This window comes from Hominimerdicola alba 8 (assembly GCF_000178155.2).
Lineage (GTDB): Bacteria > Bacillota > Clostridia > Oscillospirales > Ruminococcaceae > Hominimerdicola > Hominimerdicola alba_C.
Map to the genome: position 1 here is coordinate 1 of NZ_ADKM02000075.1, position 19,270 is coordinate 19,270.

Annotated in this window: 14 protein-coding genes; 7 read left to right on the forward strand and 7 right to left on the reverse strand. The window is 45.2% G+C overall.

The window, feature by feature from the left end; all coding sequences use genetic code 11:
* Positions 1–713: 713 nt before the first annotated feature.
* The 5 genes from CUS_RS07685 to CUS_RS07705 all read left to right on the forward strand — a co-directional run bounded on the left by CUS_RS07685 (position 714) and on the right by CUS_RS07705 (position 4,969).
* Entirely contained in the window at positions 714–1,091 is a 378-nt protein-coding gene (locus CUS_RS07685) for a hypothetical protein (RefSeq protein WP_002849333.1), read from the forward strand.
* 133 nt (positions 1,092–1,224) lie between these two features.
* Entirely contained in the window at positions 1,225–2,223 is a 999-nt protein-coding gene (locus CUS_RS07690) for an ABC transporter permease (RefSeq protein WP_002849392.1), read from the forward strand.
* Positions 2,220–3,509, forward strand: a complete 1,290-nt coding sequence (locus CUS_RS07695; RefSeq protein ID WP_002849496.1) for a hypothetical protein — start codon at positions 2,220–2,222, stop codon at positions 3,507–3,509. The genes CUS_RS07690 and CUS_RS07695 overlap by 4 nt, the downstream gene beginning before the upstream one ends.
* Positions 3,509–4,186 carry an ABC transporter ATP-binding protein gene (locus CUS_RS07700; protein WP_002849456.1) on the forward strand — a complete coding sequence of 226 codons (678 nt, stop codon included), beginning with the start codon at positions 3,509–3,511 and terminating at the stop codon, positions 4,184–4,186. Before CUS_RS07695 ends, CUS_RS07700 begins: the two co-directional genes overlap by 1 nt.
* Positions 4,187–4,354: 168 nt before the next feature.
* Positions 4,355–4,969 (forward strand): SIMPL domain-containing protein, encoded by a 615-nt coding sequence (locus CUS_RS07705; RefSeq protein WP_002849287.1) that lies wholly within the window; start codon positions 4,355–4,357, stop codon positions 4,967–4,969.
* A gap of 144 nt (positions 4,970–5,113) precedes the next feature.
* On the opposite strand, the gene guaA is transcribed toward CUS_RS07705, so the two are convergent.
* The 7 genes from guaA to CUS_RS07740 all read right to left on the reverse strand — a co-directional run bounded on the left by guaA (position 5,114) and on the right by CUS_RS07740 (position 17,576).
* Positions 5,114–6,655: a glutamine-hydrolyzing GMP synthase gene (gene guaA, locus CUS_RS07710; RefSeq protein ID WP_002849390.1), complete on the reverse strand. Its 1,542-nt coding sequence runs from the start codon at positions 6,653–6,655 to the stop codon at positions 5,114–5,116.
* A gap of 142 nt (positions 6,656–6,797) precedes the next feature.
* Positions 6,798–7,592: a hypothetical protein gene (locus tag CUS_RS07715; RefSeq protein WP_002849475.1), complete on the reverse strand. Its 795-nt coding sequence runs from the start codon at positions 7,590–7,592 to the stop codon at positions 6,798–6,800.
* Positions 7,593–7,678: 86 nt separating this feature from the next.
* Positions 7,679–10,024: a diguanylate cyclase gene (locus tag CUS_RS07720; protein WP_002849476.1), complete on the reverse strand. Its 2,346-nt coding sequence runs from the start codon at positions 10,022–10,024 to the stop codon at positions 7,679–7,681.
* A 17-nt stretch (positions 10,025–10,041) separates the two neighbouring features.
* Positions 10,042–12,672: an EAL domain-containing protein gene (locus CUS_RS07725; RefSeq protein ID WP_002849323.1), complete on the reverse strand. Its 2,631-nt coding sequence runs from the start codon at positions 12,670–12,672 to the stop codon at positions 10,042–10,044.
* Positions 12,673–12,843: 171 nt separating this feature from the next.
* Positions 12,844–13,590, reverse strand: coding sequence for a hypothetical protein (locus CUS_RS07730; protein ID WP_002849470.1), 747 nt, complete (start codon positions 13,588–13,590; stop codon positions 12,844–12,846).
* A gap of 196 nt (positions 13,591–13,786) precedes the next feature.
* Complete coding sequence (locus CUS_RS07735; protein ID WP_002849513.1) at positions 13,787–15,160, reverse strand: MATE family efflux transporter; 1,374 nt, start codon at positions 15,158–15,160, stop codon at positions 13,787–13,789.
* Between the two features lie 325 nt (positions 15,161–15,485).
* A complete protein-coding gene (locus tag CUS_RS07740) occupies positions 15,486–17,576 on the reverse strand; it encodes a hypothetical protein (protein WP_002849214.1) in 2,091 nt (696 codons plus the stop codon).
* A gap of 365 nt (positions 17,577–17,941) precedes the next feature.
* Between CUS_RS07740 and CUS_RS07745 the strand changes: the two genes are divergently transcribed.
* Together CUS_RS07745 and CUS_RS07750 are read left to right on the forward strand one after the other, a co-directional pair.
* Positions 17,942–18,664, forward strand: coding sequence for a hypothetical protein (locus CUS_RS07745; protein ID WP_002849328.1), 723 nt, complete (start codon positions 17,942–17,944; stop codon positions 18,662–18,664).
* Between the two features lie 46 nt (positions 18,665–18,710).
* Positions 18,711–19,250: a hypothetical protein gene (locus CUS_RS07750; protein WP_002849186.1), complete on the forward strand. Its 540-nt coding sequence runs from the start codon at positions 18,711–18,713 to the stop codon at positions 19,248–19,250.
* Positions 19,251–19,270: the final 20 nt, after the last annotated feature.

Genomic DNA, 19,270 nt, shown 5'->3' on the forward strand with positions numbered 1-19,270 from the left:
TTTTTTGACAATTAATATCATGTTTTTGAAGAATGATTAATAAAATGAATATAAGTTAAAACATAAATTGTATTAATTAATAAATTTCACGGGCTGATTTTGTACAACCTGTCTGTGACTTGGCTAATAAATTATGATTTTTTATGCAGCTGATGTGTCAAGAACTTAACATTATAATGACAGTTTTCAGGCGTGGTCGTGGTTCCGATGATGATAGCTGAATAACTTATATTTCGGGCTTTGGAGTGTTTTTTTCTTGTTGTTATAATAGAAAATTCGCCCCAAAAATTCGCGAATTTAATTGTGAATATTCCATAATTCAAAAAGAGAATTATTTGATATAATCAATAATTGATATAGGTCAACTTTTTGTGCGCTTTCGACTTTGCCAACGCTTTCAACAAGTATATTTAAGTGAAAATGCGACAAATATATTCGTATTTATATGCAGTATATCATATCGTATATGACCATAAGTGATGGTTGACAAATATCAGAACTTGTGATATTATTGTCATGAAAGTTCAAATATTGATATCCACCATATCCATTATGTTATCGTTTACGCCCCGCCCGCCGAATGTTTTTCTGGCATTCGGCGGGAAAGTAAACGACAGATCGCTGATTATGTGATCTGTATATTCGGTATGTTTATTTTAACTTTTATGCGCATGGAGTTTGAATAAAGAAATTATTCATAGGAGGATCTAAAAATGAGATCAAAGACAAATAAAAGACTGGCGGCTGTCGTAATGACTTGCGCTATGGCCATTTCTGCTGTTACAGCTATCAGCGCTAATGCAAAGAGCCTGAAGGACAGCTTCTCCAGCGGTACATCCGTAAACTTCAGCTCCAGCTGCTGGTGGAGTACTGATAAAGATTACTGGACTAAGTCTTGCTGGGCAAGCACCAATGGTTACTATAAGTATCATTATGTAAGAGCAATGGTTGGTACGGTTGATAATGCGTGGGCTGATACCGGCAGATGCTATTCTTATGGTAACATCAAGCGTACTGCTACAACTGATCCGCTGCTTTGCAGTGGCTGGAGCTGGGAATTCCCTACAGGTCACGCTTACTACGGTAACTGATCTGTACATAGACAACTAAGTTCCGACTTAATTTAGTCAAATAACATTAACTTTGAGGGGGTCTTGAAATACAGATCTCCTCTTTAGTTAATGATATATCTATTCATAAAATGATAATATTCAAGGAGCATTTATGCACAAGATCAGATATACTACAATACTGTTGCTCGCTGTATTCTGCATCATTCCGATAGTTTCTATCCTGATGATACATCATCTGACACTGACTGACACGTTAAATAAGATGGGCTCAGGGGCGCTGGGTAAGTCGTCTTTGGTCATCAAAGTCGATGGTTATGACAATACCGATGACCTGACTGATGCTTTGTCAGCTATAAAGGGCAATAGTGCCATTTATTCTGATGTAACCGATGAAAATGGTACTGTAAGATACATGTTTTTTAACAGGAACTATATCAATCTGCCAATGAAAGAAGGCAGGTTTTTCAAGGCATCGGACTTCACAAAAGATAATGCTGTATGCGTTGTGGGCAAGGGCAGATCCGATGAGATCTATGAAAAAGACGGTGATAAGTTCTTCGCACTGGATGGCAGGGAATACCGTGTCATTGGTGTGCTGGGATATGAGAGCGACACTGTGCTTGATGACTATATTTTTGTGAACATGCTTTCTGCTGAACTGAGCGGTTCGGGTATTTTCACTTTTGACTTTTTCGATATCGAAGATCCCGAAGAACGCGCCAATGAACTGATCGAATATTATTCGGACAAAGGTATCCGGGCTGAGATATGTTCGCAAGCCGCATCTTTCTCCGAGAGCGTTATGCCGCAGGTATTCAGTGCGAGATGGTTTATCTGTCTTCTGGCAGCTTGTTTCTTGTGTCTGCTGCTTATCTCGGTTCGCTGGGTAGAAAAGCAGAAAAGGGAACTTGCAATACATCGGCTGGTGGGTGCATCGAAAAAGAACATAGCTATGCTGATAGTATTAAAATATCTGGCGGTATTTGCGGTTTCTTTTGCAGTGGGATTTGTTTACTGTAATGTCATTTATCCTGCATACTTTTCATCGCTCATTACGGGATATATAATATGTGCTGTGTTTATAGTATTATTCCTTATATGGTCTGTATTCTATATCCTGCGCACTCCCATCGAGGAGGTGATACAGTGAATAGTTTCACCATTAAAAATGGCGTCAGAATACTGCGCAGACACCTTTTTCAGACTGTTGTAATGACTCTGCTGGCGTTCTTCTGTCTTTATATTCTTGGTGCGGCGATAGGTGCTAAGGAAACAAGTCATAAGGCAGAAAAGAAATTCACTGAAACTTATGGCGAGATGACGCTTTACGATACTTCCGAATTTCTTGCCGATAGTGTGTACTATGGTTATCGCAATGAAAACGGAAGGGAGAATTTTGATAAGCTGCATTCCTTTCTTGAGAAACTTGAAAATAACGATGAATTTGACTTTGTATCACTTTCAAATCAGTTTGTGGAGATAACAAGTCAGCCTGTAGATGAACAATTTTTATACGGATACGAAGATGGCAATGCCGCTGAACCTCAGCCCGGTCCCGAAGGGGAAACGATGTATGAAACAAAATCCTTGCAGGTATCCTCAAAGTTTTTTGATGTCTTTAGTGTTTCCATAGCTGACGGCAGGGGATTTGAAGAAAGTGACTATATGCTGAATGATGAGAGAGAGGTACCTGTTCTGTTGGGGTCTGCATATAAAGATACTTTCAGTATCGGTGATACCTTTGAGGGATATTATTTATGTGAAAAACTCACATACCATGTTATCGGATTTGTGGGTGACGATTCGTTCTTTCTTGATAAATCAAACAATAAAATGACTTCTTGCGAACGCTATATAATACTGCCTTCGCTGTATTCAGATAAAGCAGATGAATTTGCAAGAAATCTTCTGCTTGACCATGTGTTAGGTTTTGTAAATTCATCTAAGGGATATGAAGTGACAAAGCAGATGTATGATGATATTCGCACAGAGGCGGGTATCGGCAACTGGAATATTATTCTCTATTATAAAGGTGCATTGACTTCAGAAAGTATGCTTGAAACCTATTCGGCAATGACCAAAGAAGTGTCAAAGCAGTTCGGGCTGATAGTGGTCATAATGCTGTGTTTTTCGAGTATGGTGAATATAATATCGCTTTGCAGTATGCTGAGAGAGAATTTCCAGACATTCGGCGTTGAGATGCTTTGCGGTGCTTCTTTGAAGAATATAATAGCTGAAAGTTCGGCTTCTGTTATGACGATAATGCTTACGAGTGATATCACAGCTTCGTTCTTATTATTTGCTATGGGATATTCGTTGAGGTCGGTATTGCTGGTACAGCTTGCTGTGGCAGGCATAATTGTCTTCTCATTCGTGATATGCGGCATCTATATTAAACATATGAACCTGAATACCTATATTGGAGGCAAAGAGTAATGATAAGTTTAAATAACATTTCGGTGAGTTATGGCAAAAAAGATGCCAGGACCGATGCTCTGAAAAATATCGACCTCACCATAGACAAAGGCGAATTTGTCACCATATCGGGCAAGAGCGGCTGTGGAAAGACTACACTGCTGAATGTTCTGGGCGGTATAATAACCCCAGATTCGGGAAGCTATCTATTTCAGGGCGAAGATGTCAGCAAATTCTCTGATAACAAGATATCTCTTTTCAGAAACAAGTGCATCGGATTTGTGGTACAGCATTTTGCACTTATCAATGACAGGACGGTTTACGATAATATAACTCTGCCATTAAAGTACAGAAAAAAGGATAGTTCAGTTAATGGCGAGAAAATTGACAGCGTACTTGATGAACTTGGCATTCTTGAAAAAAAGAGCAAGTATCCTTTTCAGCTGTCGGGCGGTGAGAAGCAGAGAGTCGCGATCGCAAGGTGTATAATCTCTAACACCGAAGTTATACTTGCTGACGAACCAACAGGTGCGCTTGATGAGGAAACAGGTCACAAGATAATGGATATCCTTAAAAAACTCAATGAAAAAGGCAAGACAATAATCATGGTCACACATGATATAGAGTTGTCAAAGGCAGGCTCAAGAAGGATAATTATGAAAGACGGTAAGATCGTTGATATCATTGATCCAACATAAGTTCTGTCGGCGGCACGATAAACACCTCCACCCAAAACTGCCCACAGCACCGATTATTTACGGTGCTGTGGGCAGTTTGCTTTTGTATTGACATAAGGTATGTTTTGTGATAAGATATAACTAGAACGGTTAAGAATCTTTGAAAAAATCTGAAAGGAGAAGTTAAAAATGAGTACGATAAAAGTTAAGGGCGAGGCATCTTCGGAATATACTGTTGACTGTTTTAAGATCACTTTTTCGGTAAGTGCGGTCTTGAAGACATCGGGTGAGGCTGTTGAAATGGGAAAAAAGCGGACAGAGCAGCTTTTGCAGGCCATGAATGATGAACTCGGGATCAAGCCCGAAGATCTGGTTTTCAATGATGAACGTGTTTCTCATTCAGCATACCAAAAGGAAGAATATTCCTATCACAAAAGTATGGTACTAAGGATCTGTTCGGATCTGAAAGTGGTCGAAAAAATAGCCGAACTTATGGGGAATATGTCTGATATAGGTTATAATATCGAATCGGAGTTGAGTGATGAGGATGAAAAGGCTAAGATAGTCCTGAAAAGCGCCATAGAAGATTCAAGGCACAAGGCAGAGCTGATAGCATCGGCGCTGGGTAAAAAGCTGGTCGGCGCGGAAGAGGTAAATTACGAATACACAAGCGATAGAAGTCAGTTCAGCGCTGAGCCGTACAGAGGTGGCGCTTCGCCTGTCATGGAAAATCTGGCAAGTCGGCTAAAGAATCCTGTGAAGACTATTAAAAAGTCCGTCGATATCATCTGGAATGTGGAATAGCAAAAGAGCTGTCCGCTCCGCATGGGAGCAGACAGCTCTTTTCTTTTCAGCCAATTAATTATATCATTGTTGACAAAACGTTGCCATGATAAATGGCTGATAACGGCTTTTGGCGTGTTTATGCCCTATTTTTCGGGACGTTTATTATTCCCACTCAATAGTAGCAGGCGGCTTGGTAGTAATATCATAGCAAACGCGGTTGATATTTTTTACCTCGTTAACTATGCGGCGGGACGCTGCTTCAAGTACCTCGTAGGGTATACGGCTGAACTCAGCGGTCATGAAATCTGTGGTTTCTACCGCACGCAGAGCCAGCGTGTAATCGTAGGTGCGGAAATCACCCATAACACCTACCGAACGGTTGTTGGTCAGCACTGCGAAATACTGGTTGATACTCCTGTCAAGACCTGCCTTTGCTATTTCCTCACGGAATATCCAGTCGGCGTCCTGAAGTATCTCCAGCTTGTCATCGGTTATCTCACCGATTATCCTTATTGCAAGACCTGGACCCGGGAACGGCTGACGCCATACCAGCGTTTCGCTAAGACCCAATTCCTGACCCAGCTTTCTTGTTTCGTCCTTGAAAAGCATTCTCAGCGGCTCGATTATTTCCTTGAAATCAACATAATCGGGCAGACCGCCGACATTGTGATGGCTCTTGATGACTGCCGCATCACCTGCACCGCTCTCTATCACATCGGGGTAGATGGTGCCCTGCGCCAGAAAGTCCACATGACCTATCTTCTTTGCCTCAGCCTCAAAGACTCTGATGAATTCCTCACCGATGGTCTTGCGCTTTGTTTCGGGGTCGGAAACGCCTCTCAGCTTAGACATGAACTGCTCTTTCGCATTAACTCTGACAAAATTTATATCCCAGTCCTTGAAAGCCGCCTCGACTTCATCGCCCTCGTTTTTGCGCATGAAACCGTGGTCAACAAAAATGCAGGTAAGCTGTCTGCCGACCGCTTTAGAAAGCAGAGCCGCCAGCACCGAACTGTCAACGCCGCCCGACAGCGCCAGCAGTACTTTGCCGTCACCGACTTTTTCGCGTATATCCTTTATAGCCTTTTCAGCGTAGTTCTCCATAGTCCAGTCGCCTGTACAGCCGCATACATCTTTGAGGAAACTGCCCAGCATCTTCACGCCGAACTGTGTGTGATTGACCTCAGGGTGGAACTGCACCGCATAAAGGCGCTTCTCTTCATTGTACATAGCCGCGCAGGGGCAGTTTGCGGTGTGAGCCGCTACCTTGAAGCCGTCAGGCACCTTTGAAATGAAGTCAGTGTGGCTCATCCAGCTGACAGCTTTTGACGGTATCTCGGCATCAGCAAACAGAGCGCAGTTCTTGTCGTAATCAGTTTCGGTCTTGCCGTATTCTGAAATTGTACATGTTTCGACCTTGCCGCCCAGAACATGTGCCATAAGCTGAGAACCGTAGCATATGCCCAGCACAGGTATGCCCAGTTCAAAGATCTCTTTGGGGACGCTTGGAGCGTTATCGCCGTAAACGCTCTGGGGACCGCCCGTAAAGATTATGCCTTTGGGCGAGAGCTTTTTTATTTCATCTATGCCTATCTTGTTATACGCCTTGACTTCGCAGTAAACGTTGCATTCGCGCACACGCCTTGCGATCAGCTGATTGTACTGTCCGCCGAAATCGAGTATGAGAACATATTCGTTGGTCATAGTGCAAACCTCTTTCCTGAAAAAATATACAATATTATAACATATTCGCGTTATCTTTGCAAGAGTAATAATGTTAACTTTTTTACTGTTCGATACAACAAAGCAAAAAGCCCACCTGTAAGGTGAACTTTTCGCAGTTTGATCAGTTTTCTTCGCTGACCACAGGAGGTATCTCACCATCGTTGGGAGAACCGTCTTCGTTAACACTGCCGACATCTTCGGTCATGCCGAAGATCCGCCAGTAGCCGCCCGTCTTTCCGACATAGAGGTACAGCTTCGCCTGATCGTTGCCTTTCAAGCCTCTGAAATCAGCATTCACGACCATCTCGTAGACTTCGCTGAGTCGCGGTGCTGAACCGTACTGTGCCTTGTAATCGCTCATGTCGTAATCATCTGCATTCAGCTGTGTTTCGTTGCCCAGCTTGATGTTTATGCTGTAGCCCTCGCCGTATTCCTCAGTAAAGTCCTGATAGAGGGCTTTCATGTAGTCTTTTTTTGATAAGCCCGATGCCGTCCTGTCTTCTTCGTAATCGCGCTTTATCTCTTTTGGAAAGCACTTTACGAATTTGTCGAAATCTCCCTCACTGATGGCGGAAAAATACTGTCCCACCACTTCCTCACGGGTGTTTGAGAATATCGCCCCCGACCGATACAATGCCAGCACTATGACAGTAACCGCCGCTATCGCCACAACTATCAGAAAATGCTGACGCGCCTTTGGGTCTACTCGTTTTTCTGTCACCTCTGTGCGTTCTTCCTTAGCCCATTTTGCCAGCAGCTTTTTGTCTTCGGCTGTCTGCATTCGTTCGGGCTTTCGCCTTGCGGCATCGCGGTATTTTTTTGCAGACTTCGATACACCCGCAGGCTTACCGTAGCCGCATTTGTCACAGTAGTCACCGCTGTAGTAGTTTCCGCATGACTTACATATCTTACCCATAAACTTTCCTCACAAATATCCTTACTGAAATTTTTTGACTGCTCCATAAAAAGATGCAGTCCATCAAAACATGAAAAGGGGAGTCATCACTTTTGAGTGTCCCTCTCAGCCTTGATTATCGATCTCTTGTTTTTCTTGCGTGCATACAGCAGAGCATCGGCATGGCTCAGCAGTTCACCGACTTCGACAGTGCCGCCGCATCTGAACGGATAAACGCCGACACTGGGGTGAACATAATATTCCTTTTCACTGCCGTCACGCATGTTGAATTTCTCGGTCATCTCTTCGATGTGCTTTCTTATCGCTGACGCATCAGTGCCCTCTTCAGCCAGTGCGCATACCACAAATTCATCGCCGCCTATTCGTCCGATGACCTCATTGTTGGTGAATGCAGCAGAAAGTATCTTAGATATCCCCCTTAAGGCGAAATCTCCGTCCTCATGACCAAAACGGTCGTTTATCGTCTTAAGACTGTCAAGGTCAGCGAATATCATCACCGCAGCTTTGCCCTCATTCTCTTCGGCGCGTATCAGCTTTCTTACCTCTTCAAAAAATCCGCGTCTGTTGTAGCAGCAGGTCAGTTCATCCAGCTTTGACAGTTCGCCAAGCAGTTCATTGTTTTCGCGTATCTCGATAAGGCTTGCCTGCAGCTGTTTCTGTATCTTAGTCTGCTGCTTCATCAGCGAGATTATTTTCAGTGCTGCACAAAGCTGAACAGTTATCGATTGCAGAAAGCTGAAATATTCATGTTCAAGTTCACATATCAGCAGACCGTAATGCTCTTCATTGGTGAACAGCGGCATGCAGACCATAGTGTATCGCCTGTCAGCAGGGAAGTACGGGTTCGAGAATATTTCTTTCGGCGAGATCATCTGCTTGTCAGCAGGCAACAGCTGAGGTCCGCACATGTTGTGGTAGGCTTTCAGCATCATCTTTTCGGGAAATTTCCAGACATCGTGCTTTGTGTTGACTATCTGCGGCTCATACACATAAAGGTAGCTTGACTTTACATGCAGCATAGTCAGTTTGTCTATCACCGAGCGATACGCTTCATCATCGTAGGCATCGAAGATCAGCATATCTTTAGTCATCGAATTTGTCTGCCATGTCATGAAATAGTTGTTGCTCAGCTTTTCGTGGCAGACCGAATCGTTCAGTTCTGATATCATCTTGTACAGCCTTACGAAAATACTGTTGAGCTGGAACTGTCCTGTCTGTGTGTCGATGCACCCCGCCAGTGACGAATGTATATATTCCATCACCGAATACAACGTTTCAAGGTCGGTATAGTCGAAGAAATGCACATCTATTATCTGTTCCAGCATGTCAAATATCACATATGGGTCGTAGCCTTTTTCCTGTCGTATCATGTCTGCACAGCGGGCTATCTCGACTATCATTGCCGCGAAATCTCTGCGATAGTTCTGCGAACCGCTGCTCAGGCGGTACCTGTTGAATATCATCCTGCTTATCTCTTCGGCATGCCCCGCTATTTTCATCGGGTCAGCTTCAAGCCCTACTATGCCGAGTTTCGTATTGTTTGAGCAGCCGCAGGAGTTTCTCACTATCATCGAACTTGAAAGCGTGTCCCGTTGGATCTCACCATCATTTATATAGTTGACAGCTTCTATCAGCGCGTTGTAGCCAAGTTCGGTGGAATCCATTGCAACTGTGGTCAGGTGCGGTGTCAGGTCGGTGGCTGCGGGGTCATCATCAAAGCCTGTGACAAGTATGTCCTTGCCGGGCTTGATGCCTCTCTGTTCCATAGCCTGATAACCGCCTATCGCCATCTGGTCGTTTGAGAAGACTATGGCATCAAGGTCAGGGCATCTGTCAAGCAGTTCACCCACTTCTTCCACTACATATTTTGAAAAATTGCCGTAAGCCACTCGATTTTCGTCATACTCTATACCATATTCGGAAATGACCTGCTTGTACACATCAAAACGCTCGATGGCATCATCGCTTGTCACCGGACCGCTCACGAAACCTATTTTGCGGCAGTTATGTGTTTCTATCAGATGCTCTATCACCTGCCTGAGCCCTGTGCGGTTATCCACCGATATGCAGGGATATCCTTCTATCTGCGAGGTAAGTGTGATTATGGGCACATTGCCGAACTGTTTGAGGAACGCTTTTCTGCGATCCTTGTCCAGATGGCTTCCTATGGTGCCGATAAGCACCAGCAGCGCGTCAAATCCATCGTCTTTAGCAAGTTCAAAGAGAGTGTTGTACTGATATTCGTATTCAGTCCTTATTTTATCTGCATAGACAGCATCGATATAGCGTCCGGGCAAAATGACAAGATCGATGTCGTGCTGTTTGGCTGCTATCATTGCGCCCTCGCATACAGCATCATCGAAGTCATCTTCCAGATGACTTACCAGCATGCCTATCCTTATCCTGTGTCTGTTGTTGGGACCATTGCTCATATGTACTCACTCCGATCTCATTCGTTGATACGTATGCTTCTTGTGCCTCCGCTGAAATTCAGCTTGCCGTCACGGCAGCCGAGCGCGAAACCTTTGCCTGTCATGAAGTTTATGTCTATTTCCGAGTCGTCAATGTCAACAGTGCCCGCACCCTCGCAGTCACCGATGCCTGTTATCACGCTGCCCTCACATGTGAGGTGTATAGAAGAGCGGCTGATACTGCAATCAGCCTGACTGCCGTTTGAGCCGATGTTGATTATTGATTTGCCCTTTATTTCAGTATTCAGCTCGCAGAACTTTATATCAATGATAGCCTTGCCGATTTCACGCGAACCCACAGCGCACATGCTATTGCCGCCTGCGTTTATTTCCAGCTTCACGTTCCTTATACTTATGTCAGTATCACCTTTGAAAGAACCCACTGCCACAAAGTTCGACGAAGCTGCCCACACTGACATGTAGCACTCGTTGATTGTTATTTTCGCCTTTTCGTACACGCTGCCCACGCCAATGCTGTAAGCACCCGAACAGCTTATCATAATATGTCCCGCCTTGAACGTTATGCCGTCGGGACTGTCACACCTGCCGCCGCCGATGCCTACGCAGTTGTCGCCGCAGGTGGTTATGTTCAGGTCATCGGTCATGTATGATGTTATTTTGCCGTAGGTCAGGTCATACTCGTTGCCGATGCCGTAGCAGCTGACACTCTCCGGCAGAATGGTCAGCTTGCCCGCACCTTCCAGGATAAGTTCTGTGTTGCCCGGTACAAGTATCCCGCCGCGCATCAGTTTGTTCTCACCGTGTACCGCCAGACGCAGTCTGCTGCCGTTGCCCAGCGATATCGCGGGTTTGTCAAGTTCTGCTTCTATGCTGACATTGCGTATGGTCAGCTTGCAGTCGGTGTCCTCACGTATAGTGATGGGCATTATAACTGATGGCATCTCAGCGCCGCCCTTTATCTCCACATCACTGCCGCTGATGTATATTCCCGTATATTTTTCGCGAACCAGCGCAGCAAGGTCTATCACCAGATGTTCTTCGCCGTCTGCATGGAATATCTTGTCAGCGCTGCCCTGAACATCAAGATGATACCTGATTATCTCGCTGCGTATCTTCTCACTTATCTCATTTATGAAGAACGGCTTTGGTCTTGATATGTAAAAGCCCTGAAACAGGTCAGCGTGCATCGCTGAAAGCACCTGCATCTCTTCCGCAGTTTCCACACCCTCAGCCAGCACCATGAAGCCGTTCGAGTGCATCATGTCTATCAGCTGTGAAACTATGCTCCTCAGCTTCATATTAGTGTCTATCCCCGATATCAGCGAGTGATCGAGTTTGATATAGCGCGGGTCGTACCTTATAAGCCTTGAAGTGTTTGAGTAACCTGTACCGTAGTCGTCTATCGCCATCTCGACCTTGTGTGTCCTCAGTCTGTTTATGAGAAAATCCAGATTTTCGTCAGAAGTATCAGTCTGCTCTGTCAGTTCGATGACTACTTTTTCCATAAGTTCACCGTAAACGCTCAGCAGCCTTGTCCAGTCATCTTCAGAAAGAAAGCTGGAGGGTATGGCGTTTATGAACAGCTTGCGCTTTTTGAAAAAGTTCTGGTTGCGGCTCAGCTGGAAAAGCACGTTGAACATTGTGGCATGTTCGATATCGTACAGCCTGTCGTACTTAGCTGCCATGTCGATTATCTGCAAAGGACTCAGCCCGTACTTGCGGTCGGTGCGCATAAGGGCTTCATATGCGTATATGCTGCCGTCAATGGCGCTGACGATAGGCTGAAAATGGTACATAAACGAATTTTCTTCCAGCACATGGAAAAAATTCTGCACCTTGCGGTAGTCGTTCTTTTGCAGTTCGTATATGGCACTTGAAAAACTGCTTATTGTGCCAACGCCCGCACTGACAGCTTCATACAGCGCGAACGAAGCATAGTGGAACTCTTTTACAGCCGCCTGTTCGCGTCCGTCAAATGACACATAGCCGCCTGTAAATGTCAGCGAATGGTTTTTGCTTATCACCACACCGAATTCATCAGTGATGACACAGTCCCGCACTGCCTGCTGTAACCTGTCAGCAAACTCCTGCGGCTCTTTAACGCCGTTTTTCACGAACACCCAGTATTTCAGACCTGAATGATACGCCAGCACTGCGCCTTCGGGACAGGCTTTGTCGATGGCTTCGAGCGCACTTTTTATAAATGCGCGTTCATCTCTGCCGCTGTCGGCACGTTCAATCAGCATGAGCATCAGGAACGCATCACTGCCCGCATCACTCATTTTCTCCACCAGCCTGTTCTGGCTTATCAGCGGGAAGACTTCTTCCATATCACGCGGCACCGAAGTTTCATGCTTTATAACGAAACCTGCGGTGCAGTTATTCTCTTCATCACGCGGCAGCATCACGACTTTTGCAGGCGATGCCGAATCATCGGGCGCAGATGCGCATTCAAGCACATTCATCAGCCCATCATAGCCAAGTCCCGAATTGTCCATACCCAGCAGAAGCAGTGCATTGTCATCGATATAATATTCATGACTGTCATGCCACAGCACAAAAGCACCCACGCAGTCTGATGACCGCATAAGTTCTCCCCAAAGTGTGCCAAATAATTTTTCGACAAGTTCCCGACCTTTTTCGTTCATAATAATCCCTCTTTGCCATATATCGGCATAATAAACATCTATAACACCATTATATATTATAACAAATCTGCGCTTAACTGTCAACTGTTTTCGGTCAATATTTACAAGTTTTAGCTTGTGCTGACACATTTTCAAAACAAAAAGCCGCAGTCGGAATGACTGCGGCACAGTTTATGATATTTTAGCAAAGATTTCCTTGTAGTAGGGGAGCAACTCTTCATCTATAATCAATGTATCGTTAACTGAATATATTTTTCCGTTTTCAAGGTCAAAATTATAGGTGCGGTTATTGACTTTAAGCACATAAAGACCTTTCTGCGGCACTTCTTCTACATCGCTGTTTTGTCCGTAGTATGGTATAGCGATATCATTGACCTGTTCTTCGGTAAGGAATATCGTATTTCCGTCAGCGGTCTGTAATTCGTCGCCTTCATGTGCCCATATACATAAGCCTTTGTATTTTCTATATAAGCCTTTGTGTTTTCTTAACTCGTAGGTGACATCAAGGTCTTCGTTAACAGTTATCTTGTATATCGAACAATCACGGATATTCATTCCGCCGGTGTGATGTACGACCACAGCAAAGGAAGTACCTGCCGATACAGCTTTCAGCTTATATTTATTCTTCATGCTTGTCCCTGTGAGTATACCTTTTGTGACCTCTTCAACATCTTCAAGCACCACAGCGTCATCGCCATAAATATTACAGCTGAAATGTGACCCCATTGAAGCCGAACCCAGCGGGGTGACAAGTTCGATACCGTCTTTTGTGACCTTAGTCTTTGTATTATCGAATATTGCTCCTCTGACTGCCATTGAAATAATAAACACAGTGACTAACAGTAAAACAAATCCTAAAGGTATAAAAATAAAAATAAGTGCAAGCAGTTTGAAAATATTCATTTTTTTCTTAGCCATGCTATCGCCTCCCATGTATCATATACGTTTTGGTAGAGCAATTTTTATGGCGTAAAACTGCATAAATATTAGTTCGGAAATTTGTATATTATTCCCGCTTAGATAAAATGTGTCACGCTCTCATAAGCAGGTCAAACAAAAAAGCCACAGTCCGCGAGAATTCGTGGAAACTGTGACTTATTTCAATTTATCAGATTTACTGCGCCGCCGCAGGAACAGGTTTTGCACTCAGTCGACGCTCAGCTTTGCGTATCATGAAACCGTACAGTATGCTAAGCAGAAGTGCCGCCGCCGCCCATGCTATGGGGGAAGCGAATACCGCCGCGTTGAAACCGTATCTGGATATAAAACCGAACGCTACCACACAACGCGCAACGAGTTCCATACAGCCCGCAAGCATCGTCACTGCCGAGAAGCCCAGCCCCTGCAGAAGACTTCTGAACAAAAACAGCACGCCAAGCACAGGGTAGAACAAACATGTCACTCTCAGGAAATGGCGCATGTTCTCAAGGATCAGCAGGTAGTCTTCCGAGTCTTTCTTTATGAATATCTGCGCCAGCACATCACCGAAGAAGAATACGAACACGCCTATCAGCACAGCGTAGATGACCTCAGCCGCCAGCACCTCACGCGCACCCTTGTGTATGCGGTCAAATCTGCCCGCACCGAGATTCTGCCCGCCGAATGTGGCTATCGTAACACCGAGAGTATCCATCGGCTGTGCGATGAAGTTCTGTATCTTCTGACCCGCCGCCATCGCCGCAACGCTGTTCGCGCCCAGCTTGTTGACGGCAGTCTGCAATATTATCGAACCGACCGCAGTTATCGAGAACTGGAAAGCCATCGGCATGCCAATTGTGAAGATGTTCACCATCAGTCTGCCATCTATCTTCTTTTCATCTGCTTCCATCGAGATGACCGCAACGTTGCGTATCATGTGCCTTAAGCATAGCAGTCCTGCTATCAGCTGAGATGCGACGGTCGCTATCGCCGCACCTGCGACACCCAGTTTGAAGCCGACTATCAGCGCGATATCGAGAATAACGTTCAGCACCGATGATATCAGCAGATACCGCAGGGGAGTCTTGCTGTCGCCCAGTGCCCTCAGCACGCTGCACAGCAGATTATAGAAGATGGTAACGGGTATCCCCAGAAATATCACGAACAGGTAGTTGTAAGCGTGACTGAAAAGTTCATCGGGAGTGCTCATTATTTTCAGCAGGTCGCCTGCCAGCACAGTAGTCACTGATGTCAGCACCAGCGCTATGATGCCTGCCAGTATCACCGCGTTGTATAATGTCTTTCGCATGCCCTTGTAGTCCTCAGCACCGAAGCGCTGTGCTATAGGTATCGAGAAACCGCTGCACATGCCCACAGCTGTTCCTATAACAAGAAACATCACCGAGCCGACCAGTCCGACGGCTGAAAACGCTTCAACGCCCACATACTGTCCGACTATTATCGAATCGACCATATTGTAAAGCTGCTGGAACAGACTTCCCGCAGTCATGGGCAGGCAGAAAGTCAGGATGTTTTTTAATGTGCTGCCCTTTGTCATATCTGTTGTCATATTCATCGCCTCCGTTTTAGCATTTCATATTATAGCAGAAAGCCCAAACGAATGCAACAGAAAATACGAAAAAACATTTACAAACATTTCGCTGCATTTAGCTGCCAATGTATGCGTTTTTGCGGTAACAACACATAGTCTGCAACGAAAATTCATATTTTTTTCGTAAATTATCGAAAACGTAAATATGATATTGTGATATGCTAATCATCTTCTGAGTGCTTTTGTGCCTAAAACCTTTGCATTGCATAATAGTTTAGGTAAAAACGATGCTGTGAAAAGTAAAAGGCTGCCGACCTGAGCCGACAGCCTTATGAAAGTTATATTACAGCCAGAATACCAATATGCCTACCAGCAGACCTACCAGCGCTATGAAACCGAATACCTTGAACATGGATACCGAAAATTTCTTATCAGACTCCTTGCGCTTAACATATTCTTTAATAGCATCTTCATGATACTCACGCTTAAGGGTACTGCCGACAGTCGGGTTGAGCATGTCGCTGATGTTGATATTTTTGTACTTAGCCTTGATAGCATCAGCAGCATGGGCTTCATCAAATCTCTTGTAGCCGTAAGCCGAGTCGAGATTTGAACTGTCAGCCTTTTTAAGGTCGATGTCGTCCATAGTAACATCGGGACCTTTTTTCTCACTGGTACCGCCGCCGTTGAGGAATACGTGGGTAGTGTCAACGTCCTTCATCATCTTGCTGGAACGGTTTGAACGCAGCAGTTTGATAAGTGCATCGGTGTACAGCTCGTCCTCGATCTCCTGCTCTTCAAGCAGCTGATCTGTGGTGGTTTCTGTCATCGAGTCAACCTCATTTATAAGGTGTGTCAGTGAGCGGTTGCTTACCTCGCGCTCTTCTTCAATGACCTCTTCCTCAACTGCACGCCTTGAACCTGTCGGTGCAGTGAACTGCATCTCGACACGCTCTTCGGCTATGTCATCACCTGTGCCGTCAAGACCTGTCAGGTTGACCTGCTTGCGCTTTGTGCCTGTAGCAACACTGCCCTCGTCGATCATAGCCTTTACGCCGCTGCCCGAAGCTGCGAACGGGTCAATAGCTTCCAGTGTCCGCTCACCGACGTTTGCGGTGGGAAGGTCGTTATTATCAGGCACGTGATATGATACGGGACCCATTTTTTCTTTGGGTTTGCTGTATTCATCGGGCTTGGCATTTATAGTGAACTTATCCATCAGACCTTCGTCAGAAGGTATATCGAATACGCCCGGAGTACCTGTTTTGGCAGCAGGCTGAGGCTTTACAGTGTTTACAACAGGTCTTCTTCTCGGCTGAAGACCATCTATAGCTTCAACATGCTTTACAGGCATCTCAACTTCTTCTTCAATCAGCGATACCTTGTTGCCGGAAGAAGATGAAGAACTGCTATGCGAGCCGCCTTTATTTGCTGAAGAAGCTGCTGCCTGAGCTGCAAGAGCATCATCGATAAGGCTGACTCTGTTCTCGCCTTTTGGCTTGTGTGTCTGTACGGGAACTGACAGATCCATAATATCTTGCGGTGTCTGATGAACAGGTGTCTGCTGAACGGGCTGAGGTATCTGCTGCTGCGCAGCAGGTCTTGCAGCGGGTCTTACAGTAGGCTTGGGTGCTTCCTCGCTTATGATGGCATCAGCACTGATAGCAGATGCAGAAGCCACAAATGTGTGCTGCTCTTCGGTCTTTGCAGCTGTAGCACCTGCGATCTCTCTCGAAGCGATCCTCAGCTTTGAGCCTGTGCCGTTCGCCTGACCGACACTCGGCATATTGTAAGCCTTGTTGACATCTATCTTTGCAGCCTGAAGTATCTGTGTGGCGGAGGTACATCTCATTGAACCTCTTACCATCTCTTTCAGCGGCAGAAGGATTATATCTTTAAAAGTAGTATGCAGTTCAGCAAGCAGCTGGTCGCCGTTTGAAGCCATTACCGAAGCCGGAAAACGGTTGTCGAACAGCCTTTTCCACTCGCTCTGCGGTGAACCTATCAGCTTGTCTATGTACTTTGCCAGCAGTACCCAGAGATGGGGCTGCTCAAAACTGCGGTCATTGGTTATCAGCCACATGTAGCATCTGAGAAATGCGTCGTAGCAGGTGACATTCTGCAGGTTCAGCTGAACATCGTTCTCGTTGAGCGACTGTGAGAAAACGCCGTCTGAAAAAGCAAAGCAGCGATAGCCGTTGCTGGCGAGCTTTGCATAAGCCGTCCTCAGTGTGAGGTCATCTCTCTTGAATGGCGGCAGGGCGTTCTGAAAATCAAAATCAGTTGTATAACCCTCTGCGCCGCCCATAGAAAGCAGCTTTTTGTAGGTGGCTGTCAGCTCATCATCTTCTGCGGTAACAGGTAGACCAAGTATCCTGAAAGGATTGCAGGCGAACAGCTCATTAGCGGTAACTCCAAGTTTCTGGTTTGCCATAATAACTCCCCCTTATGGTAAATTGTAAAAAATATCTTGATAAAAATTTAAACGGTTAAAATATTATACATTTTTCCCGCATACCAATAGTCAAATACTTTACCAAAACAATTATATCAAATATTTGCGCATTATATATCGATAATTATAAAACGTTTTGTGAACTCACTGTTAATATAGGTGAATTTAACTAAAAACTTCACCGAAATTTATCTCAATTCCCCTACAAAAAGTATTTGCATTTTTGTGCAAAATATTGTATAATTAGAACGTATAGATGATTTGTGCATTTTTGGATATCTGCGCCGTCTGTCTGAGGGCAGATGACAATTATCTGTTATTCTTACTTTTAGGGGGAAAATATAATGGGTCTTTTCAGTAATAAAAAGAAGCCCGCTGCACCTGCTGCAGCGCCCGCGCCTAAGCCCGTCAATCCTGATGATATCTGGAACACTCCATCACCGAAACGCAAGCAGACCGTGACTATCAAGGAGTCGAAGTATGATGAACCTCTGCCTGAGAAGCTGGAGGTAGAGTCTGTAGACCCGGAGATGATAAAGACAAAGATGGCTCAGCTTGAAGCTGAACTGGCTGAGAAGAAGAACCAGCCTGTCAAGACACATGCTGACTACGGTACCAGTACAGTCGCAGCAGAAGAGATAATCGATGCGCAGAGCGAGTATGAGAAGCTCTATGAAGTTGAGCATGAGAGGTATATCAAGTCCCATCAGGAGGATATCAGTGCTGCCAAAGCTGACGGCATGGCTGCAAAGATGGAGGCTATGTATGCAGAGCATGAAGCTAAGGTAGCTGAAGTCGAGAATACAGATTTCAAGTTCAGTGAGGTAGGTCAGGCTGAGGTGGATAAGAAAATGGTCGATCTGCCATATGCGAAGAAGCCTGAGGATTATCCGGAATATAAGGATATCGCTGCTGTTGCATCTGAACCCGATCAGGCTGATCTCGATAAACTGGGCGTTATCGACCACAGTGAGGATCCCGACAACATAGGTGATGTTGACGAGGAACTGCTTGCGAGAAAAGTCGAGGAATTCGAGGCAAAGTACGGTGACCGCAAGAAGGCGTGATACCGTTTAGCTTATATGGATAGTTATAGTTTGGGAGCGGATCACTTTGAATATCAACACAGACAATCCTATTATAAAATATTCTGATGTGGGGAAGGTCTTTCCCTATGATAAGCTGTTTTACGCAACAGTTAACGATTATATACTTGAATACAAGAACGCACGTCTTGATAAGCTGACCGACCACGATGCTTCTGTATGCCTTGCAAGGATAATCAGGCGCATGGAGGTAAACGGTGTGCCTGTACAGCAGTTTTTCAAGGAAGAACTTGACGCATGGACAGATGTAGCCAACTACACCAGGGTACTTCGCCTTTGTGACCTGATGGCGAGGGATATTTTCTGCTGCTTTGATAAGAACAGGTATGATGATGACGGCAATTTTGCAAAGGTCAACAGGTTCTACTGTGTCAATACCGATGGCAACAGAGATTTCTTCACGCTGGACGAAAAGGTGAAGTCGGGTCTGTTCAAAAAGAAGCGTTCACCCGAAAGCGAGTATTTTATGGATCTGCAAAACCGCTATGATGCAGGTCTTCTCCCCAAAACGAAGGAAGAAGAGCGCAAACTTTACGGCGAAGGCTGATAAAAGATTTGAGAGGAAAG